Genomic DNA, 20,500 nt, shown 5'->3' on the forward strand with positions numbered 1-20,500 from the left:
CATGATTGCGCAGTAAAATCCGTACAAAGGAAAGGCATGATGGTTAAATTTTATTTAAAGACTATACATAGCAAAAAAGTATCAGAAAAAAAGAAAAACATCCGCTTCTCTTCATGATTCACAAAGAAAGCGGACAATGAACGGGACTTTCATACGATGAGAAAAATAGCCAGTCTTGATAGGATTTTTATAACATATTGTTTTTATTATATTTTTTTAAAACTCATTCATTCCGGAAAGCTGTTTACCTTAAATCGAGAAATTACCGGAAAGAGCAATAAAATATGGCCGCAAACCGGCTTTTAACACAGACAACCGCAATCATTTTCAAAATCCGGTCAATATTTTAGACATTTCCGGGTTTTATATTCTCCGGGTTTTATATATCTCCGGTCTATTCCGACTGTAAAAAGTGCTTGTGCTGGAATTTTTTTGGATTTTCAGCCATATTATCGTAATAAATATCAGGTAGATGGCAAATATGATCCCTTTTGAAAAAATGAATGGTCTTGGCAACGAGATAATTGTTGCCGATATGCGCGAGGCCAAAACAGACATTACGCCGGAGGCAGCGATTGCTCTTTCTAAAAAACGCGATACGGCGTTCGACCAGATAATGGCAGTCCACAAGCCGACAAAATCCGGTGGTGATTATCACATTGTGATATGGAACTCGGATGGATCCAAGGCTCAAGCCTGTGGAAATGGTACACGTTGTGTTGTTGAATGGCTCTATAAACAAAATCTGGGCGACAATTTCAAACTGGACACGGCTGCCGGCATTGTCAGGGCAAAACGTCGTGAAAACGGTTTGGTATCGGTCGATATGGGGGTCCCCCATCTTGAATGGCAGGAAATACCTGTGTCACACGCTATCGACGACACAAATCATGCTTCTATCGGTCGCGGGCCGCTTCGTGATGCCTCGCTTGTTTCTATGGGAAACCCGCATGCAATTTTCTTTGTTGGCGATGATATAGAGAAAATAGCTCTTGATAAATATGGTCCCGAACTTGAACATGACCCGTTTTTCCCCGAACGCTGCAATATTTCAATTGCCCATGTCACATCGCCCACTTCTTTGACTTTGCGGACTTGGGAAAGGGGAGCAGGCCTTACACGCGCCTGTGGCACCGCTTCTTGTGCCGCAACTGTTGCCGCATCAAGACGTGCGCTCACAAAACGGCATGTAACGGTAACCTTACCGGGTGGAAAACTCGATATTTTATGGGATAAAGACAACCATATCATCATGACGGGACCAACGGAATTCGAGTTTAGCGGAGAGTTCGATCCGGTTTCGGGTGAATATCAAAGGATTTCGTAATGGCAACTGAAATTGTCACCTTCGGCTGTCGGCTGAATGCATTTGAATCAGAAGTCATGCGCAAAGAAAGTGCTGAAGCCGGTCTTGATAAGCTGGAAAACGGCGCTTTCATCTTCAATACATGTGCGGTCACGGCTGAAGCCGTACGTCAGGCAAAACAGGCAATTCGCAAAGCAAGGCGTGAAAACCCGCTTGCACGTATCATTGTAACAGGCTGTGCTGCCCAAACTCTGGGGCAGGATTTTGCCGATATGGATGAAGTTGATCTGGTTTTGGGGAATGAAGAAAAACTGCATGCCCATTCCTATCGGCAGCTCCCTGATTTCGGTGTCAATAATTACGAGAAACTCAAAGTCAACGACATCATGGAAGTGAAAGAAAATGCGCCCCATATGGTTGACTCGATCGAAGGTCATTCGCGCGCTTTCGTGCAAGTGCAAAACGGTTGCGATCATCGCTGCACTTTCTGCATTATTCCCTATGGAAGGGGTCCGTCACGCTCGGTTCCAATGGGTGCAGTTGTCGAACAGATAAAACGCCTTAACGGAAACGGTTATCAGGAAGTTGTCCTCACCGGTGTCGATCTTACCAGCTATGGACCTGATCTTCCCGGAAAGGCAACGCTTGGAAAACTTGTCGGTTCGATTTTGCGAAACGTTCCCGATCTTGCGCGTTTGCGCCTCTCTTCAATAGATTCGGTAGAAGTCGATGATGAATTGATGGAATTACTGGCTTATGAACCACGGTTAATGCCGCATTTGCACCTTTCACTTCAGGCTGGCGACAATATGATTTTGAAACGGATGAAAAGGCGTCATTTACGCGATCAATCAATCCGGTTTTGCAATGATTTACGCGACAGACGCCCCGAAATGGTTTATGGCGCCGATCTTATCGCCGGTTTTCCGACCGAAACCGATGCAATGTTTGAAAATACATTGGCACTCGTTGATGATTGTAAACTGACACATCTTCATGTCTTTCCCTATAGCCCGCGGGAAGGCACACCGGCTGCCCGTATGCCGCAGGTTGATCGGCACATTGTCAAACTGAGAGCGGAAAAACTGCGGCAAAAGGGGCAAAAAGCCTATAACGACCATCTCAAGCATTTACAAAACACCGAACACATGATTCTTGTCGAACATGATGGAATCGGCCGTACGGAGGATTTCACACTGACCAAAATCGACGGTGCAATTGCCGGAACCATCGTTAAAGGCCACATTGTCGGCCAGGATGGTGACAAGCTTATTGCCAAGCTCGACGAACGTAACGCTGCCTGACCGGGGATTTTTATGGCTAAAGGTTTATTTAAAAAAGTTTTTTCTTTTGGCTCGAACCCGAAAACGGATTCAGACAACGATGTGACAAAAGATGCTGCAACACCCGCTTTGTCACCCTTTGAAGCCTATAAGGCAGCTCAGGCAAAAAAACAGAGCGAAGCCACAAACACCGAAAACAACAAACCGGTCGAAACGAAAGAAGAGCGGCCGGATATTCCGTCGGAAGATAAAGAACCCGCTTTAGCCGAAAAGAAAAAGGTTGAAAATCAACCGGCAAAAAAACCGATAATTCCGGAAGCGGAGTTTGTCGGTTCACAAAGGGTAGAGACAACCGAGGCCGGAACCAACCTTCCTGCTCACAACACCGTAACAATTACCGACAAGGTAACAAGCAACGAAAACAAGGTCAGCAAACCGGATTTGCCCCTCCATGAACCTAAAAAAATGTCATGGTTTGAACGGTTGAAAACCGGTTTGGCCCGTTCCTCCCGTCAACTTGGTGATTCGATCAGTTCCATTTTTACCAAGCGCAAGCTTGACGAAGCGACATTGCAAGATCTCGAAGATGTACTCATTCAGGCCGATCTTGGTCTTGAAACCGCTCTCCGTATTACCGATACTCTCGCATCAAGTCGTTATGGCAAAGATATATCAACCGACGAAGTACGCACGATCATGAGTGACGAGATCAAGAAAGTACTTGAACCGGTTGCCCGCCCGCTTGAACTGGACTTGAGCCATAAGCCGCATGTCATATTGGTTGTCGGTGTGAATGGAACGGGGAAAACCACAACAATCGGAAAATTGGCGGCCAAGCTTACCGCCGGCGGATTAAAGGTGATGCTCGCGGCTGGTGATACTTTTCGTGCTGCGGCTATCGAACAACTCCATATCTGGGGAGACCGTGTCAATGCACCGGTTGTTTCAACCAAACTCGGTGCCGATGCGGCAAGCCTTGCCTATGACGCTTATGAAAAAGCCAAAGCTGCCGGAAGTGATGTTCTTATCATTGACACGGCAGGACGGTTGCAGAATAAAACCGAACTGATGGACGAGCTTGCCAAGATTGTGCGTGTTTTAAGCAAGCATGATCCGGATGCGCCACACACTGTTTTACAAACACTTGATGCGACAACCGGCCAGAATGCGCTGAACCAGGTGGAAATATTCCGCAACATTGCCGGTGTGAACGGCCTTGTCATGACAAAACTTGACGGAACAGCGCGCGGCGGCATTCTTGTTGCAATAGCGGCAAAATACAAGTTGCCGGTATATTTTATCGGGGTAGGAGAGGGCATTGATGACCTCGAACCCTTTGCAGCTTCGGACTTTGCCGAAGCAATAGCAGGAAAACACGAATGACCAATTCACTTTTTGAACCCGATCCGGAAGATACCAAAGCGGTGAAAGAGCTTCATATGTCACCGGCACTCAAACTCGTTCTCGAAATGGGGCCATTGGTGGTGTTTTTCTTTGCCAACTACAAAGGCGAATGGCTTATCAAACATGTCGGCCTGTTTCAGGGGTTTGAAAAACCGATTTTTCCTGCCACGGCGATTTTCATGGTTGCCATTGTTATCGCACTCGTTGCCTCGTGGATTATTGCACGAAAACTCCCGATCATGCCGCTTATTTCCGGCGTGTTTGTATTGATTTTCGGGGCTTTAACGCTTTGGCTCCATAATGATACATTCATCAAGATGAAGCCGACAATTATCAACACACTGTTCGGCCTTATCCTGTTCGGTGGTCTCGCTTTCAATAAATCGCTTCTCGGTTATGTGCTCGACTCTGCCTTTCAACTTGATGATGAAGGTTGGAAAATTCTAACCCGTCGCTGGGCATGGTTTTTTATTTTTCTTGCCGTTTTGAACGAATTGGTATGGCGAAATTTCAGCAATGATTTCTGGACGACATTCAAGGTCTTCGGTGTCATGCCTATCACCATTATTTTTATGATTGCACAAATGCCGATTGTCATGAAACATGCAACCTCGCCAATAGGTGTGAAACAGACAAAGCTCGATGAATAGGTCGGGAATTTCAAAAACCGATGGGATTGAAACAATGGAAATTACACAGTTCATCTGCCGCAGTGATAATTTCGGAGTTCTGCTTCATGACGAGGCAAGCGGACTGACTGCGGCTATTGATGCGCCGGACGCAAAGACAATTTGTGAAACGCTTGACCGCAAAGGTTACAAGCTTGATGTCCTTTTCATAACCCATCATCATATGGATCACATCGAGGGAATTACCGCACTTAAAGCCGTTTATGGCACAAAAATCATCGGGCCGGAACGTGAAGCCGACAAAATTGGTGAACTTGATGAAGCGGTCAATGAACAATCAGGCTGCAAATTCGCAAAATTCGATGTGAAAGTGCTTGAAACTCCCGGTCATACGCTTGGATCCGTCTGCTATTATTTTCCTCATGACAAACTGGTTTTCACCGGTGATACGTTGTTTTCTCTGGGTTGCGGGAGACTGTTTGAAGGAACAGCCGAGATGATGTTTTCTTCGCTTGAAAAGCTCAAAGCTCTTCCCGACGATACAAAGCTTTATTGCGGGCATGAATATACCAAAGAAAATGCGCGGTTTGCACGCTCGGTCGATCCCGATAATGTTGCGCTTATCAATCGCGCTGCTGCTGTTGACCGGCTTATCGCAGTCGGTGAAACCTCGCTCCCAAGCTCGATCAAAAGCGAGAAAGCGGCAAATCCCTTTTTACGCTGTGATGACCCCGATATATGCAAAACATTGAAGATGGAAAATGCTTCGGATGTCGCTGTTTTTGCCGAATTAAGAAAACGCAAGGATCATTTCTGAATGTTTATCAAGCGATTTGTCATTGCCCTTTGTTTGATTGTTTTTCCGGTTGCCGCTTTTGGCGAAGATGCGCCAAAGCAGAATGACAAGCAAAGCGAATTCTATCTCTCTCCGACGGGTAATCCTAAGATTGTAGCGGAATATCCTTTGAATGAAGCTTTTCTGGCTAAGATGGAAAATGTCCAAAAGGAAATGTCGGAGTCCACGATCAGGCTTTCGGAATCCGAAACCGGAAATGACGGCAGTATTGACGGGCTCGTTAAAACCATTTCAAAAGATGAGCGCGTCATGAATATTTTGAAAAAAAATGCGCTTGAACCAAAAGATTACGTTGTCGGTTATCTGGCATTACAAGCAAGTCTGGCTGCTGCATCCTCGCTTGAAGATCAGGATGCGATATTTGACGATAGCACAACAGTTTCAAAGGAAAATCTCGAATTCGGAAAACAATTTGCCGACCGCATTCGTAAGGTTCTCGAACAATAGAATTTTATTGCCGACTGTCAAAATCGGGACTACCTTGAATAGCGTAAGGTTTGATTAATTTTTTCACGTGCTTTTTCGTAACGCGATCAGTTAAACACCGGACTTGTATAAAACAAAACATCATATTCAGATATAAATGTAATAGTTCAGTAAATTATAAATATTTAAACCTAAACAATACTTTTAAAAATATAAACAGTCACATTAAGAAAAGAGATTTATGTTATTTGTATTATCAGATAGGAGACTATTATACAATTTTACTTAAATATTTTTCGACTCTTTTTCTATGTTCTTTTCAGGTCATTTTTTTACGATCGGGACAAACCGGATGTCATTTTCATAAACAAAGTTACAAAGAGTTTTCACATGGATAAGAGTAACTTTGCGGAGCTTCCGGAGTGAAAAAGACATCTCCACACACGAAAATACATGCCGTTACACAAACTTCAAAGCCGGATAACGTCAAGCGTCACCTCTCCCGAAAAAACGGGGTGCGAGATTGACTACAACCCGCCCTAGTTCTGTAAACGCCTGCAAATATCGTCAAGCTGCTCCAGCGAGGAATAATGGATTTTTACATCCCCGCCTTTTTTCCCGTGTTTGATGGCAACTTTCATGCCTATGACATCGGCAAGCAGTTTTTCAAGCGACTTGGTGTCGGCATCCTTTTCGCTCGGTGTGCGTCTTTTTGCCTTTGCGGTTGATTGTCCATTTGCCAGAGCTTCGGCCTGACGCACAGACAAGCCATCACGGATAATTTTTTCGGCAAGTGCCAAAGGGTCATCGACTGTTATCAGACAGCGCGCGTGGCCTGCCGACAATTGGCCATCATTGATGAATTGTTGCACTTTGGCCGGAAGTTTCAACAATCTCAATGTGTTGGCAACATGGCTGCGACTTTTGCCGATCACTTGTGCAAGATCGGCTTGTGTATAATCATGTTCATCAATCAGTTGCTGATAGCCCATGCCTTCTTCCAACGGATTGAGATCGGTTCTTTGGACATTTTCGATAATGGCAAGTTCCAAAGCCGTGCGATCATCGACATCGCGGATAATAACCGGTATTTCAGCGAGATTTGCGCGCTGGGCAGCACGCCAGCGACGCTCACCGGCGATCAATTCAAACCGGTTCGGATGGTCGGGCGAGGGACGAACAACAACCGGCTGAACCACGCCATGTTCACGGATAGATTGGGCGAGATCATCAAGCTCGGTCTCGGTAAAGTGTCGCCGCGGATTTTGCGGGTTACGGGAAATAAATTCGATAGGAACCTGACGTTCCGACGATGTTTTCGGAGCATTGGCAGGTTTATCAATACCAAGATCAACATCGCCGATAAGAGCAGCAAGACCACGTCCAAGCCGTTTTTTCGATTGATCGTCACTCATCTTTATTTCCTTGATTATTCAATAGGTTAAAAAATTCAAGCGGCGCGCAATTGGCGTTCGCGTTGGATGACTTCGGAAGCAAGTTGCAAATAGGCCTGACTGCCAGCACATTTCAAATCATAAAGCAAAGCCGGTTTACCGAATGAAGGAGCCTCCGACACGCGAACATTGCGTGGTATAACGGTTTGATAGACTTTGTCTCCCATGAAGGAGCGTACGTCCTCTACAACCTGATTGGAAAGATTGTTACGGCCGTCATACATAGTGAGCACAATACCCTGTATTTCCAGCGCAGGATTAAGGGAACTGCGAACCTGTTTTACCGTTTCCAATAATTGGCTTAAGCCTTCAAGTGCCAAAAATTCGCATTGCAGAGGCACAAGAACGGAATCGGCCGCCCCCATTGCATTAAGTGTCAAAAGGTTGAGGGAAGGGGGGCAATCAATCAGAATATAAGAAAATTTCTCCGTCACCATAGGATTTTTTCTCAAAGCTTTTTGTAGCCGCTGTATCCGGTCATTTGCCGGTGCAATTTCCATTTCGATTCCAAGAAGATCGAGTGTCGAAGGCACAACGTAAAGGTTTGGCACTTCTGTTTCCAAAGCGGCGTCATTGACCGATGCACCTGAAACAATAACATCATAAGAAGATAGCGGGCGCCTGTTACGATCTATTCCCAGTCCGGTGCTGGCGTTCCCCTGCGGGTCTATATCCATAACCAATACAGTCTCGCCGATGGCCGCAAGCGCAGTAGCAAGGTTGATAGCTGTTGTTGTTTTGCCAACCCCGCCTTTCTGATTTGCAATGGCGATAATACGTGTGTCGCTCATTTCTCTCACCCCTTACGTGAATCGATCTTGCTAATTTCGAGAATAACAGACTGCTTATCAATCTTGCTTTGATGAACTTCAAAATCGAATGTCCAGTTTTTCTCTGCTTCGGCTATTTCCTTCTTATAATCACGGCCCTTCTGGAATAGGGCGGTTGCGCCTTGCTCGAACCAGGGTTGTGTCAATTCAAAAAGCTTTTCGAGCGATGCCAAGGCACGTGACGTGATAATTTCCGGCTTGTTAATGTGGATGTAACTTGTTTCAATGCGGCATGTATGAACTGTAGCAGGCAAATTGAATTCGGCGCTGACACTTCTTAAAAATGCAGCTTTTTTGCTATTGCTTTCGACGAGATCAATATGAAAACCGCTTTGGTCTTTTAAAAGAATGGCTATGACAATTCCGGGAAAACCGCCACCGGAACCAATATCACACCAGTTTTTTGCTTGTGGCTTAAATCCGGCTACTTGTGCGCTATCAAGAATATGCCGTTTCCAGAGATCGGGCAAAGTCGCATTTGCAATCAGATTGATATGGGATTGCCACTTTTTAACCGCCTCCTCGAATGCCATCAAAGTTTCTGCTGTTTCACGTGAAACCGAAGGTACAATTTGCAGCAATGATTGATATTTTTCTTCTACCCATTCAATCATCAGGCGCTTCTCCGGTTTTCGCGGTGTAACCGCTGGATATGGGTAATAATAAGAGACAGAGCTGCCGGTGTCATGCCGTCAATTTTTTGTGCCTCGGCGATTGATTGAGGCGCGCGCTGACGGATTTTTCCTTTCAGTTCATTCGACAGACCGGAAATCACATCAATGTCGAGTTCTGCCGGAATACGGAGTTGTTCATCGCGCTGAAGATTGGCAATGTCTTGCGCCTGACGATCAAGATAAACCGCATATTGCGCTTCAATTTCCAATGTTTCGGCCGTTTTTTTATCAATCTGGTTGAGCGATGGCCAAATTTCACTCAACCGCGAGAGTGACATTTCCGGATAGGAAAGCAAATCATAAACATTCCGGCGAATTCCGTCGTGTTTTATCTGCAATCCTTTTTCTGTCGCTTCATTTGGCGTGATAAATACCGATTGACACAGATGACGGGCTTTATCCAGTAACTCCTGTTTATGTTGAAAGCTCTTCTGTCTCAGCGAGCCGACAATTCCCCATTTTAATCCCGATGGTGTCAGCCTCTCATCGGCATTATCCGCTCTTAGAGACAAACGGAATTCGGCGCGAGAAGTAAACATACGATAAGGTTCACTGACGCCACGCGTAATCAAATCATCAACCATAACACCGATATAGGCCGTTGACCGGCTAATCGTCACCTGATCTGTCCCCGAAGCTCTGTTTGCAGCATTCAATCCTGCAAGTAAACCTTGTGCTCCTGCCTCTTCATAACCTGTCGTTCCATTGATCTGACCGGCCAGAAACAGGCCTGGAAGTGCTTTTAATTCCAATGTTGCATAAAGTTGGCGCGGGTCGACGAAATCATATTCGATTGCATAGCCCGGCTGCAACACCTTGGCGTGTTCCAACCCTTCAATGGTTTTGATAAAATCGAGTTGAACCTCTTCCGGCAGAGATGTGGATATACCGTTTGGATAGACCGTATCGTCATCCAGTCCTTCCGGTTCCAGAAATATCTGGTGTCCATCACGCTCGCCGAATTTTACAATTTTATCTTCAATCGACGGGCAATATCTCGGACCTATACCTTTGATAGCGCCCGAATACATCGCCGAACGATGAATATTATCTTTTATGATCTGATGGGTTTTATGGTTGGTTCTTGTAACGGCACAGTCAATTTGCGGTTGACAAATTGTATCGGTCAAAAACGAGAACGGTACGGGATCCACGTCAGCACTCTGCTTTGGAAGATTATCCCAATCAATCGTTTTTTTACTCAAGCGTGAAGGAGTGCCGGTTTTCAACCGTCCCAAACGGATACCATATTGTCCCAGATGTTCTCCCAAAAGATTACTGGGTTCTTCACCCATTCTTCCGGCAGGCCATGTTATTTCACCTATATGGATAAGGCCACGCAAAAATGTACCCGTTGTCAAGACAACCGCACCGGATTCAACTGGTCCACGAGTCTTACATACGACACCCGCGACGGTGTCATTTTTCACAATAAGATCAATGACTTCATCTTCTATAACCGTGAGATTGGGCTGTTCCGAAATCAACGTCTGCATAGCTTTTTTATAGAGCTTGCGGTCTGCCTGTGTTCGCGGCCCCCTAACGGCTGGTCCTTTTCTCCGGTTAAGCAAACGAAATTGTATTCCGGCTTTATCGGCAGCGCGCCCCATCAGCCCGTCGAGTGCATCAATTTCTCTCACAAGATGGCCTTTTCCGAGGCCACCAATTGCCGGATTACATGACATCGTCCCGATGGAAGCAAAATGATAGGTGATGAGCGCCGTTTTTGCGCCGGTACGTGCAGCAGCAGAAGCAGCTTCACATCCGGCGTGTCCGCCCCCGACAACAATTACATCAAATTTATCAGCCAATTTTATACAAACACCGTTAAAGTTTTAACGTTTCACGTGAAACAAAGAACCAAACCTTATTGCGGAATATCACTGTGCTTTGCAACGTGCACGAATTATCTCACTTGTCTAACACATGGAATGTTTCACGTGAATCATTATTTTTAAAGATTGAACATTTTATTTTTAAAATGTTTCACGTGAATCACTGTTTTTCAGCGGAAAAAATAACTCGCTCTCTCTTATTCAAATCATTTACCAATACAGAATTGCGAAAAAATAACATCCAATATGTCTTCAACATCAATGTCTCCGGTAATTCGACCAAGCGAATCGGCAGCGAGTCGTAAATGTTCGGCTCTCAACGATAAATCACGATTGGAATGCTGAACTGCATTGTCTATCTCGGAGACAGCAATCTTCAGAAATGCTAATTGTCTTTTTCTAGCGGTGACAACTTCACCCACATCATATGAAAATTTTGAACAGAAAGATGCAATAGCTTTTACAAAAGCGTCAAACCCTTCCCCCGTTCTCGTTGAAAATTGGATTGGCCATTGTCTTATTGAACCGTTCGCCAAATCGCTTTTATTTCCGATATGCCAGATTTCCGCATCGGTTTCGGGAAGCTCTATCGGAACCGGATGTGCCAAATCATCAACAAGCAGTACGAGATCCGCGTCTTTCACGCGATCATAGGCAACCTCGATACCGAGTTTTTCAACCTTGTTATCGGTTTCTCGCAAGCCGGCTGTATCAGTTATCAAAACCGGATAGCCATCAATCACAATACGCGTCTCCAAAGCATCGCGTGTTGTGCCGGCTTCATCTGTTACAATGGCAACATTAAAACCAGCTAACTTATTGATAATACTAGATTTTCCAGCATTCGGAGCACCGGCAATAACAATTTTTATCCCGTCGCGCATTGATGCAACACGTTCGCTTTTTATGATAAAATCCGAGATTGACCGGCTTAAATTTTGTAAATGATCCCAAACAATATCGCTCACAGAACCCGGTACATCTTCCTCATCGGAAAAATCAAGCTCGGCTTCGATCATGGCACGCGCTTTGATAAGATCGCTCCGCCATTGCCGATAAAGTGTCGCAAGTTCTCCACTTGCGCCCATAATGGCAAGCCGCCTCTGGCTTTCGGTTTCTGCTTCAATGAGATCGGCCAGTCCCTCGGCTTCCGTCAAATCGAGCTTGCCGTTAAAAAATGCCCGTCTTGAAAATTCACCGGGTTCGGCCAACCGACATGAATCGAACTTAGCAAGTTCATTCAAAAACCGGTCGATAACGGCCTTTCCACCATGAAGATGAAATTCGGCACAATCTTCACCGGTAAAACTGTGTGGTGAGGGAAAAAACACCGTTAAAGCACTATCGAGAAAGTCACCGTCTTGAGATACAAGCTTTCTATAACTCATGACACGCGGCACCGGAATTTTGCCAAGCAATGTTTGAACAATGGATTTTGTCATTTTTCCTGAAACGCGGATTACGGCCACTCCGGAGGGAAGTTTTCCGCTTGATAGAGCAAAAATAGTATCCATAGTCATTATCCTCGTTGCGGAATGTGCTTTACAATCTCACCCGCTTCATTTTGAACGGACAAAAATTCTACAATTCAACAAATGTTCTATAAGCCATTTGAAACAGAAGAGACCATTCATTTTTTAGCAAAACTCCTTCGAGATTCGCTTGAAGCTGTTGTTCGGCCAAATCAAAAATAAAAAACCGTCCGAAAAAAATTCCGGACGGAAAAACTGTTAGGTCTATTTTTTAAAAAACACCTGCCAGACATCATCCCCGGATATTATCCGGAGTATAACGTAGCCGACCGAGTATCACCCAATTTGGTGTTTTCAAATTCGCTATTTCCGAATTAGGTATTCCCAAGTCAGGTATTCCCAAATCAAGTATTCATTGAATCGAAAAATTCCGCATTGGTTTTTGTCTGCTTTAATTTATCGATCAAAAATTCGATTGCATCGGTTGTGCCCATTGGAGCGAGAATACGACGCAAAACAAATATTTTTTGCAGATCCTGACGGGAAACCAACAAATCTTCCTTGCGGGTTCCGGATTTCAAAATATCCATTGCCGGGAAAATTCGCTTATCGGCTACTTTCCGGTCAAGCACGATTTCCGAGTTACCGGTTCCCTTGAATTCTTCAAAAATAACTTCATCCATACGGCTTCCGGTATCTATCAAAGCCGTAGCAATAATCGTGAGCGAACCGCCTTCTTCGATATTGCGGGCTGCACCAAAAAAGCGCTTGGGGCGTTGCAAAGCGTTAGCATCGACACCACCGGTCAAGACCTTTCCTGATGAAGGTACAACCGTATTATAGGCACGACCAAGACGGGTGATCGAATCAAGGAGAATGACCACATCGCGCCCCTGTTCAACAAGGCGCTTTGCTTTTTCAATGACCATCTCGGCAACCTGAACGTGACGGGATGCAGGTTCGTCAAATGTTGAAGAAACAACTTCGCCTTTGACCGAACGTTGCATATCGGTCACTTCTTCCGGACGTTCATCAATGAGCAACACAATCAGAAAACATTCCGGATGATTGGCTGTAATTGAATGGGCAATGTTTTGCAGAAGAACTGTTTTACCGGTTCTTGGCGGTGCAACAATCAGTGCACGCTGCCCTTTACCCAAAGGCGAGATAAGATCAATTACCCTTGCCGACATATCCTTGTTTGTCGGGTCATTCAATTCCATTTTCAACCTCTCGTTCGGATAGAGAGGTGTCAAATTGTCAAAATGGATTTTATGGCGGATTTTTTCCGGATCTTCAAAATTGATCGTATTGATTTTTAACAGAGCAAAATAACGCTCGCCTTCTTTGGGGCTGCGTATTGGTCCTTCAACAGTGTCGCCGGTTTTTAATGAAAACCGCCTGATTTGCGAAGGGGAAAGATAAATATCATCAGGACCCGGAAGATAATTGGCATCGGCCGAGCGTAAAAACCCGAAACCGTCGAGCAAAACTTCCAGAACACCTTCACCGATGATTTCAACATCCTGAAGGGCAAGCTTTTTCAAAATGGCAAACATCAATTCCTGTTTGCGCATTAACGAAGCATTTTCGACTTCCAGCGTTTCGGCAAAAGCGACAAGCTCGACCGGAGTCTTACTTTTCAGCTCTTGTAGTTTCATCTGTTGAATATTCTGCATCCAATATAAACTCTTATAATCGTGGAAATATTATTTTCCTTTGAAAAGCATCTTGTTCAGAAACTATGGAAAATAAAAAAGGAGGGTAACTCCATCTAATGCCCTTGTCTGAAGAAATCAAGAAGATTTCATCCAGAAAACGGTTTCACAATCACAGCAATCACAGCAATAATCATCAAAACAGTCGGAACTTCATTCAAAATGCGCCAGGTTTTTTCAGAAAAATTGTTTCTATCTTCGGCAAAATGGCGAACCCCACGTGATAACAAACCGTGATAGCCCGATAAAATAACGACAGCAAGAAGTTTGAGATGAAGCCAACCGCCTTGAAACTCATAAACTTTCCAGGCCATCCATAAGCCTGTTACCCAAGACGCTATCATCGCCGGATTGATAATGGCCCGCAACAACCGCCGTTCCATTATTTTGAACGTCTCGGATTGTTTCGAGCCGATTTCGGCCTGACAATGGTAGACAAACAAACGCGGTAAATAAAACATTCCCGCCATCCAGCAGATGATGGCAATCACATGAAAAGATTTGATCCATAAAGTCGAATCCGGATATTCATCAGGATTCACGTGAAACAACCCCCATAAAACAACCACGACAATCAAGAGTGAAACGATGGCGCGAAGCCAGATTGTCCCCGTTGTCATATGCGTTTTAGAATTTGTCATTTGTTAAAATTCCTCACCAGTTTGACCAGTCTTTCAACATTTTCGATAGGCGTTTGTGGTGTTATTCCATGTCCCAGATTAAAAACCAACGGCCCATGTCCAAGATTCTCGAGAATATGATTTATTCCTGTTTCCAGAGCAGCGCCACCCGAAACCAGCCGCAAAGGATCGAGATTTCCCTGAACCGGCGTTATCTGTTGCAATTTTTTGGCAAAGGAAAGCGGAACAGACCAATCAAGTCCGACGGCAGTCACCCCTGTTTTTCGGGCAAAATTTTCGTAAAGCGCGCCGGCACCCTTCGGAAAACCGATTATCGGAACTTCGGGAAAAACTTTTCTGATACGCTGAACCATCCGCTTGATCGGATAAATGACGTATTCATCAAAACTTTGTTCATCAAGAACGCCTGCCCAGGAATCAAAAATCTGTAAAACTTCGGCTCCGGATTTGACCTGATTGACAAGATAATCGGCTGAAACGTCGGCAAGAATTTCGAGAAGAGTTTTCATTGCTTCAGGGTGAGTGAAACCGAACAATCTGGCGGGAGCCTGATCCGGAGTGCCATGTCCGGCGATCATATAGGTTGCCACAGTCCAGGGGGCGCCGCAAAATCCGATCAGTGTTGTATCGTGAGCTAAAGCAGTTTTGAGAAGAGATAAAGTTTCAAAACTTGGAGCCAGTCTTTCCTGAGCCTTTTCGACATTTAATTTTTCAATTTCATTGACCGATAGTGGATCAAGAATCGGTCCCTTCTTTTCTTCAAAACGTAAGTTTCTTCCCAAAGCATGAGGAACGACGAGTATATCCGAAAACAGGATTGCTGCATCAAAACCGAATCGTCTGATCGGTTGCATCGTGACTTCAAAAGCAAGGCGAGGATTGTAGCAAAGATCAAGAAAGCTTCCTGCTTGTTTCCTCACCTCACGATATTCGGGTAAAAACCGTCCGGCTTGTCTCATCAACCAGACAGGTGGCGGAGAAAGTGTTTTACCACTTAAGACTTCAATAAGTTTTTTTGTCATGGCTTATGTTGGCTTTTCCATAAGTGGGTTTCAATAAAGAAATTATTTTGAATCTGGGATTCTGATTCTTAGAGTCTGTGTTTTCTGTTAATTATTTATTAACCTTATTTTATCCACAGATTTGGCGGAATTTTAAAAAATTACAAAGCGGTTTTTTTCAGAGCCTCTCTATTTAACCGATAAATTGCAAAAAGATATATAAAATCAAGCAGGTTCTTTGTTTTACGATTGGTTATAAAGGGTGCTATAAATTTTTAACGAAACAGGGTTTTCCCCATAATCCAGAAGCGTGAATTTGAATTTCCCACAATGCATTGGCTTGTGTATAACATCATGGAGTTATCCTCACATTTTTTTGGTGTGCACAAAATGCCTGTTTCTTTGCACATCTTTCAACAAGGGCCTGTGAATCCTGTGACAAAAGAAAAATTGGACTTTCATTTATATATGATTTCTGATGCGACCGGAGAGACTCTCCTGTCGGCAGGTCGTGCTGTGGCCTCGCAATATGTAGAAGCGCGTGCAATCGAACATGTTTATCCGCTTATTCGTAACGAAGCCCAATTGCAGGAAGTGATTGGCCAGATCAACCGGAACCCCGGAATTGTGCTTTATACAATAGTGGATGAAAAAATAGCGCATTTATTACATTCGGCATGTGATAAAATGGGTGTGCCTTCGGTTTCTGTTCTTGATCCGGTTTTTCAGGCATTTCATTCCTTTTTAAGGCTGCCGGCAAACCGGCGTGCCAGTGCCCAACACCAACTTGATGCAGATTATTTCAAGCGCATCGAGGCACTCGATTACACAATGGATCATGATGACGGCCAATTGCCGGATGGCTTACAAAATGCCGATGTGATTCTCGTTGGAATTTCGCGAACGTCAAAAACGCCGACAAGTATCTATCTTGCCAATCGTGGTATAAAAACAGCCAATGTTCCACTGGTGCCGGGTGTTGAACCACCCAATCAGCTCTTTTTGTCAAAAAAACCGTTAATTGTCGGTCTTATTGCTTCTGCTGACCGGATAAGTCAGGTGCGGCAAAGTCGTAACATTGGTGGCGGGCTTTCTACCGAAAGCTATATCGACAGAGCAAGCATCGCGCAGGAACTCAATAATGCAAAACAGATTTGCATGCGCAACAATTGGCCTATTATCGATGTTTCACGCCGTTCTATCGAGGAAACGGCAACTGCAATTCTCGAACTTTACCTGCGCGATCATCAGATCTGAATATTGATAAAAAGAAAAATTATGCCACATAAACCGCTCATTCTCGCATCTTTAAGCCCGTTCCGAAAATCGATTCTGGAAAATGCCGGTCTCGAATTCGGTGTTGAAGGAGCAAAAATAGATGAACGTGAACTGGAAAAAGCTTTGGGAAAAATTACGCCTCAAGAGCTTGCCAAAGAATTGGCAATAAAAAAGGCTGAAGATGTTTCTGGCCGGTTTCCCGATTCGCTTGTTATCGGATGCGATCAAACACTCGATCTTGAAGGAAAAGCACTCCACAAAGTGTCAAATCTTGAGGGCGTGCGTCAGCGTCTCGTCGCTTTATCGGGAAAAACACATTATCTTCATAGCGGTATCGCTTTGGCAAAAGCCGGTAAAGCCGATTGGGTCGGGCTTTCGACTGCAAAAATGACAGTCCGTTCATTATCGCCGGAATTTATAGATTATTATATCGAGAAAGCAGGAGAAAATGTTCAATCAAGTGTCGGTGCCTATCAGGTTGAAGGCTTGGGTATCCAGCTATTTGACAAAATAGAAGGAGATTATTTTACCATTATCGGTTTACCTCTCTTATTATTGTTGCAGAAATTACGCGAGACAGGAATCATCATTCGATAAGATGACACATATAACGACAGAAATACCCCATGCTTTTGTAACCGGCTATCCGGTCGGGCATTCCCTTTCACCGCAAATCCATCGCTTTTGGCTCAAAAAATATAAGTTGGCCGGAACTTATGATGCGGTCGAGGTAACACCGGAAAATTTTGAAACATTTATCAATTCGCTGCAAAAAAAAGGTTTTTGCGGCGGCAATGTTACGCTGCCCCATAAGGAAGAAGCCTTCCGCCTTGCCGAAAAAAAAGATGAGGCCGCATTAAGGATAGGTGCTGCCAATACATTATGGTTCGAGAATAACATACTTTGTGCAAGCAATACCGATGGCTATGGCTTTGAAGCCAATCTTGACGATTTTGCCCCCGGTTGGGGTGGAAATGCGGCACTTGTTATTGGTGCCGGAGGGGCAGCGCGGGCAGTTATCTATACACTCGAACAACGCGGTTTTGACAATATTTATCTTGTAAACCGGACGAGAGCACGTGCCGAAAAGCTTGCCGGTTATTTTGGCAATCAGGTCAAAGCACGCAATTGGAGCCAAATAGATGATCTCGTTCCTCTGGCGGATTTAATCGTCAATACGACATCTTTGGGGATGACAAATAACCTTATCGAAAAAGATAGCAAACCGTTTATCCATCTCGATCAGGCAAAGCCGTCTGTTCTGGTGACAGATATTGTTTATACTCCTTTGATGACACCAATTCTATTGGAAGCCAAAGCCAAGAACCTCAATTATGTCGATGGAATCGGAATGTTGCTTCATCAGGCTGTACCGGGGTTTGAACGTTGGTTTGGAATGAGACCTGTTGTGGACAATGAATTACGACAAGAAATTCTGGGTAAAATGGGCGAATAAATGATTATCCTTGGGCTTACAGGTTCTATAGGCATGGGAAAAACGACAACGGCCGGCTTTTTCGAGGAAGCCGGTGTTCCTGTTTATAATGCCGACAAGGCTGTTCATGAACTTTACGAAAGTAAAGAGGTTATCGAAAATTTAAGCCGTATTTTCCCCGATTGTCTGACTGATGGCCGGATAGACCGGTCAAAATTATCAAAAGCTATTGTCAAAGATCCGTCAAAGCTTGCCGTTTTAGAAAAGTTCATTCACCCTCTGGTACGCAAAAAAGAAAAAGATTTTGTCAAAAAGCACCGCGATCAGGGTGCCCCGCTTGTGGTTCTCGATATTCCTTTATTATTTGAAACGGGGCCGGAAGGACGGGTTGACAAAATAGCGGTTGTTTCGGCTCCGCTTGCAATCCAGCGGCAACGTGTGCTTGCCCGCAGCGGCTGGGATGATGAGAAACTCGACCGCATCTTGTCTCGTCAAATAACCGATGAAGAAAAGCGAAGGCGTGCCGATTTTGTTATTGATACCGGCAAGAGCCTTGATGACGCCAGAGAACAGGTAAAACATCTGATTGCACGCTTGGTCGGCAAGTAAACTGCCCGTCGATAAAAAATAAGGGTATTTTCGGGTGACAATTTTTGTAAAATTGAAATGACGACTTAATCGCAGATTTTGGCGAATTATATCCGGATTATCCATAGTTTCTTTCAGAGATAGGATGTAGGAATCATCAAAACGTTTTTGCGTCGATTTTTTTTGATTTTCATCCTTCCGGTGAGGTGAGCGAATATAGGAAACGACAGCATCGGAAACGGGATTTGTTGTTTATTGCGTCTTCAAAACGCAAGAAAGATAGGAAATAATCCATTATGAAGGTGCAATTCGTGCAAAAACAGCAATGCAAGTCAAGGCAGGTTAAAGAGTAGGTGAGAGCAGGTTTTTATGAGAGAAATTATTTTTGATACTGAAACGACAGGCCTTCACAAAGAAACAGACCGTATTGTCGAAATCGGCTGTGTGGAGATGGTTGATCGCTATCTCACCGATAAAACTTTTCACGTCTATCTCAATCCTCAGGGTGTGATTATCCCTGACGAGGTTGTAGCAGTCCACGGTCTTACCAATGAGCGCCTCAAGGACGAGCCGAAATTTGAAGAAATAGCCGATGATTTTCTTTCCTTTATCGAAGGCGCGACACTGATTGCCCATAATGCGAATTTCGACCTCGGTTTTTTGAATGCGGAATTGGGGCGTATTCATAAACCTCTTATCAGTGTTGATCGTATTATTGATACATTGGCGATGGCGCGACGGAAATTTCCGATGGGGCCGAATTCTCTGGATGCTTTGTGTAAACGCTTCGGTATTGATAATTCACGCCGGACGCTACATGGCGCTTTGCTTGACTCTGAAATTCTCGCCGATGTTTATATCGAACTTATTGGCGGCAAACAGGGTGCTCTGGGATTTGACGGTGGAAAAGCTGACAGCCAATCAAACGAAAACGAAGATCAGAGTAAAATTGTTCTGAAAACTCGCCCTCAGCCACTGCCAAGCCGTTTGAGCGAAGAAGATAAAGCCGCCCATGACGCTTTGCTTGCAAAAATCGGCGAAAAAGCCATGTGGAGCCACATTAAAAATTGAAGTGTCGGCAAAAGCCGAATATTGGCAAAATCCGAAATATTCTGACGCGGGGATTGGTTTTTGTGAAATCTTTAAAAAAAGATGAGATCAATTTCCGACAGAAGCGATTTGAAATTCAAAAAAATTAGCTAACACCTTTGAAACTTAGCTAAAAAGGGAATTTACAATCGAGCGGCGCCTATTCTAACGAATGATTTATAGATGTTCTTGCAATCGACTTTATTGCAGTTGAATCTGTTCGATCTTGTTAGAACCTGTTTTCAGGCAGTCTTTTGATAAAAATAGACCGGTTTATAAAAATAGACCGTTGTGGAGAGGGGGAAACCACAACGGCCTTTTTTACTGCACTTCAATCAACAGTCCGGAGAGGGAAAGTAGACTGTTGCATCCGGTAAACGGCGGGGGACAAAGCCGGACAACCGGACATATCGACGCAGTGTCGATAGGTCATATAAAAGAATTTAAAAATGGCTTTTCAAGGGCAACTATATTAACATTTTGTAACAAATGCGTGAAAAGAACCTATAAGGACCTGACGATAAATTTTGCGCGCACCACATTTTCTATCGTTTGCCGATGGGCTTTTTTGGTTCAATATG

The 20,500-nt window shown here is 44.4% G+C and carries 18 protein-coding genes and 1 pseudogene; 11 read left to right on the forward strand and 8 right to left on the reverse strand.

Features of this window, described 5'->3' with window-relative positions; translation table 11 throughout:
* Positions 1-481: 481 nt before the first annotated feature.
* The 6 genes and pseudogenes from dapF (at position 482) to GQS64_RS01325 (ending at position 5,925) form a co-directional block, all read left to right on the forward strand.
* Complete coding sequence (dapF, locus tag GQS64_RS01300; protein WP_198230863.1) at positions 482-1,327, forward strand: diaminopimelate epimerase; 846 nt, start codon at positions 482-484, stop codon at positions 1,325-1,327.
* Positions 1,327-2,610 carry a tRNA (N(6)-L-threonylcarbamoyladenosine(37)-C(2))-methylthiotransferase MtaB gene (mtaB, locus tag GQS64_RS01305; RefSeq protein ID WP_198230387.1) on the forward strand — a complete coding sequence of 428 codons (1,284 nt, stop codon included), beginning with the start codon at positions 1,327-1,329 and terminating at the stop codon, positions 2,608-2,610. Before dapF ends, mtaB begins: the two co-directional genes overlap by 1 nt.
* A gap of 432 nt (positions 2,611-3,042) precedes the next feature.
* Positions 3,043-3,972, forward strand: a pseudogene (ftsY, locus tag GQS64_RS01310) (signal recognition particle-docking protein FtsY); the annotation flags it as partial.
* A complete protein-coding gene (locus tag GQS64_RS01315) occupies positions 3,969-4,643 on the forward strand; it encodes a septation protein A (protein WP_077994341.1) in 675 nt (224 codons plus the stop codon). The pseudogene ftsY and the gene GQS64_RS01315, both read left to right, overlap by 4 nt.
* A gap of 34 nt (positions 4,644-4,677) precedes the next feature.
* Positions 4,678-5,439, forward strand: a complete 762-nt coding sequence (gene gloB, locus GQS64_RS01320; protein WP_198230389.1) for a hydroxyacylglutathione hydrolase — start codon at positions 4,678-4,680, stop codon at positions 5,437-5,439.
* Entirely contained in the window at positions 5,440-5,925 is a 486-nt protein-coding gene (locus GQS64_RS01325; RefSeq protein WP_198230390.1) for a hypothetical protein, read from the forward strand. It abuts the gene before it with no gap.
* Between the two features lie 518 nt (positions 5,926-6,443).
* Here the strand turns inward: GQS64_RS01325 and GQS64_RS01330 are convergent.
* The 8 genes from GQS64_RS01330 to hemE all read right to left on the reverse strand — a co-directional run bounded on the left by GQS64_RS01330 (position 6,444) and on the right by hemE (position 15,550).
* Positions 6,444-7,319: a ParB/RepB/Spo0J family partition protein gene (locus GQS64_RS01330; protein WP_198230391.1), complete on the reverse strand. Its 876-nt coding sequence runs from the start codon at positions 7,317-7,319 to the stop codon at positions 6,444-6,446.
* Positions 7,320-7,354: 35 nt separating this feature from the next.
* Positions 7,355-8,149 carry a ParA family protein gene (locus GQS64_RS01335; protein WP_077994345.1) on the reverse strand — a complete coding sequence of 265 codons (795 nt, stop codon included), beginning with the start codon at positions 8,147-8,149 and terminating at the stop codon, positions 7,355-7,357.
* Between the two features lie 5 nt (positions 8,150-8,154).
* On the reverse strand, positions 8,155-8,802 hold the full coding sequence (gene rsmG, locus GQS64_RS01340; RefSeq protein WP_198230392.1) for a 16S rRNA (guanine(527)-N(7))-methyltransferase RsmG: 648 nt from the start codon (positions 8,800-8,802) through the stop codon (positions 8,155-8,157).
* Positions 8,802-10,673: a tRNA uridine-5-carboxymethylaminomethyl(34) synthesis enzyme MnmG gene (gene mnmG / locus GQS64_RS01345; RefSeq protein ID WP_198230393.1), complete on the reverse strand. Its 1,872-nt coding sequence runs from the start codon at positions 10,671-10,673 to the stop codon at positions 8,802-8,804. The genes rsmG and mnmG overlap by 1 nt, the downstream gene beginning before the upstream one ends.
* A 230-nt stretch (positions 10,674-10,903) precedes the next feature.
* Positions 10,904-12,211: a tRNA uridine-5-carboxymethylaminomethyl(34) synthesis GTPase MnmE gene (gene mnmE, locus GQS64_RS01350; RefSeq protein ID WP_198230394.1), complete on the reverse strand. Its 1,308-nt coding sequence runs from the start codon at positions 12,209-12,211 to the stop codon at positions 10,904-10,906.
* A gap of 362 nt (positions 12,212-12,573) precedes the next feature.
* The gene (rho, locus tag GQS64_RS01355) at positions 12,574-13,839 is read right to left on the reverse strand and encodes a transcription termination factor Rho (protein ID WP_077994731.1); all 1,266 of its coding nucleotides are present in this window, start codon (positions 13,837-13,839) and stop codon (positions 12,574-12,576) included.
* A gap of 137 nt (positions 13,840-13,976) precedes the next feature.
* Positions 13,977-14,528 carry a protoporphyrinogen oxidase HemJ gene (gene hemJ / locus GQS64_RS01360; protein ID WP_198230395.1) on the reverse strand — a complete coding sequence of 184 codons (552 nt, stop codon included), beginning with the start codon at positions 14,526-14,528 and terminating at the stop codon, positions 13,977-13,979.
* Complete coding sequence (gene hemE, locus GQS64_RS01365) at positions 14,525-15,550, reverse strand: uroporphyrinogen decarboxylase (protein ID WP_198230396.1); 1,026 nt, start codon at positions 15,548-15,550, stop codon at positions 14,525-14,527. Before hemE ends, hemJ begins: the two co-directional genes overlap by 4 nt.
* Before the next feature lie 414 nt (positions 15,551-15,964).
* Between hemE and GQS64_RS01370 the strand changes: the two genes are divergently transcribed.
* The 5 genes from GQS64_RS01370 (at position 15,965) to dnaQ (ending at position 19,901) form a co-directional block, all read left to right on the forward strand.
* On the forward strand, positions 15,965-16,786 hold the full coding sequence (locus tag GQS64_RS01370) for a pyruvate, water dikinase regulatory protein (protein WP_198230397.1): 822 nt from the start codon (positions 15,965-15,967) through the stop codon (positions 16,784-16,786).
* Positions 16,787-16,807: 21 nt separating this feature from the next.
* Complete coding sequence (locus GQS64_RS01375) at positions 16,808-17,404, forward strand: Maf family nucleotide pyrophosphatase (RefSeq protein ID WP_198230398.1); 597 nt, start codon at positions 16,808-16,810, stop codon at positions 17,402-17,404.
* 1 nt (position 17,405) lies between these two features.
* Positions 17,406-18,263 (forward strand): shikimate dehydrogenase, encoded by an 858-nt coding sequence (locus tag GQS64_RS01380; protein WP_198230399.1) that lies wholly within the window; start codon positions 17,406-17,408, stop codon positions 18,261-18,263.
* Positions 18,264-18,851 (forward strand): dephospho-CoA kinase, encoded by a 588-nt coding sequence (gene coaE / locus GQS64_RS01385; RefSeq protein WP_198230400.1) that lies wholly within the window; start codon positions 18,264-18,266, stop codon positions 18,849-18,851.
* A gap of 348 nt (positions 18,852-19,199) precedes the next feature.
* Positions 19,200-19,901, forward strand: coding sequence for a DNA polymerase III subunit epsilon (gene dnaQ / locus GQS64_RS01390; protein ID WP_077990210.1), 702 nt, complete (start codon positions 19,200-19,202; stop codon positions 19,899-19,901).
* Positions 19,902-20,500: the final 599 nt, after the last annotated feature.

The organism is Bartonella sp. P0282 (assembly GCF_048452985.1).
Taxonomy (GTDB): domain Bacteria; phylum Pseudomonadota; class Alphaproteobacteria; order Rhizobiales; family Rhizobiaceae; genus Bartonella; species Bartonella choladocola.

Coding starts and splice junctions, on each gene's coding strand:
- dapF (WP_198230863.1), top strand. CDS start 482: ATGATCCCTTTTGAAAAAATGAATGGTCTTGGCAACGAGATAATTGTT.
- mtaB (WP_198230387.1), top strand. CDS start 1,327: ATGGCAACTGAAATTGTCACCTTCGGCTGTCGGCTGAATGCATTTGAA.
- GQS64_RS01315 (WP_077994341.1), top strand. CDS start 3,969: ATGACCAATTCACTTTTTGAACCCGATCCGGAAGATACCAAAGCGGTG.
- gloB (WP_198230389.1), top strand. CDS start 4,678: ATGGAAATTACACAGTTCATCTGCCGCAGTGATAATTTCGGAGTTCTG.
- GQS64_RS01325 (WP_198230390.1), top strand. CDS start 5,440: ATGTTTATCAAGCGATTTGTCATTGCCCTTTGTTTGATTGTTTTTCCG.
- GQS64_RS01330 (WP_198230391.1), bottom strand. CDS start 7,319: ATGAGTGACGATCAATCGAAAAAACGGCTTGGACGTGGTCTTGCTGCT.
- GQS64_RS01335 (WP_077994345.1), bottom strand. CDS start 8,149: ATGAGCGACACACGTATTATCGCCATTGCAAATCAGAAAGGCGGGGTT.
- rsmG (WP_198230392.1), bottom strand. CDS start 8,802: ATGATTGAATGGGTAGAAGAAAAATATCAATCATTGCTGCAAATTGTA.
- mnmE (WP_198230394.1), bottom strand. CDS start 12,211: ATGGATACTATTTTTGCTCTATCAAGCGGAAAACTTCCCTCCGGAGTG.
- hemJ (WP_198230395.1), bottom strand. CDS start 14,528: ATGACAAATTCTAAAACGCATATGACAACGGGGACAATCTGGCTTCGC.
- hemE (WP_198230396.1), bottom strand. CDS start 15,550: ATGACAAAAAAACTTATTGAAGTCTTAAGTGGTAAAACACTTTCTCCG.
- GQS64_RS01375 (WP_198230398.1), top strand. CDS start 16,808: ATGCCACATAAACCGCTCATTCTCGCATCTTTAAGCCCGTTCCGAAAA.
- GQS64_RS01380 (WP_198230399.1), top strand. CDS start 17,406: ATGACACATATAACGACAGAAATACCCCATGCTTTTGTAACCGGCTAT.
- coaE (WP_198230400.1), top strand. CDS start 18,264: ATGATTATCCTTGGGCTTACAGGTTCTATAGGCATGGGAAAAACGACA.
- dnaQ (WP_077990210.1), top strand. CDS start 19,200: ATGAGAGAAATTATTTTTGATACTGAAACGACAGGCCTTCACAAAGAA.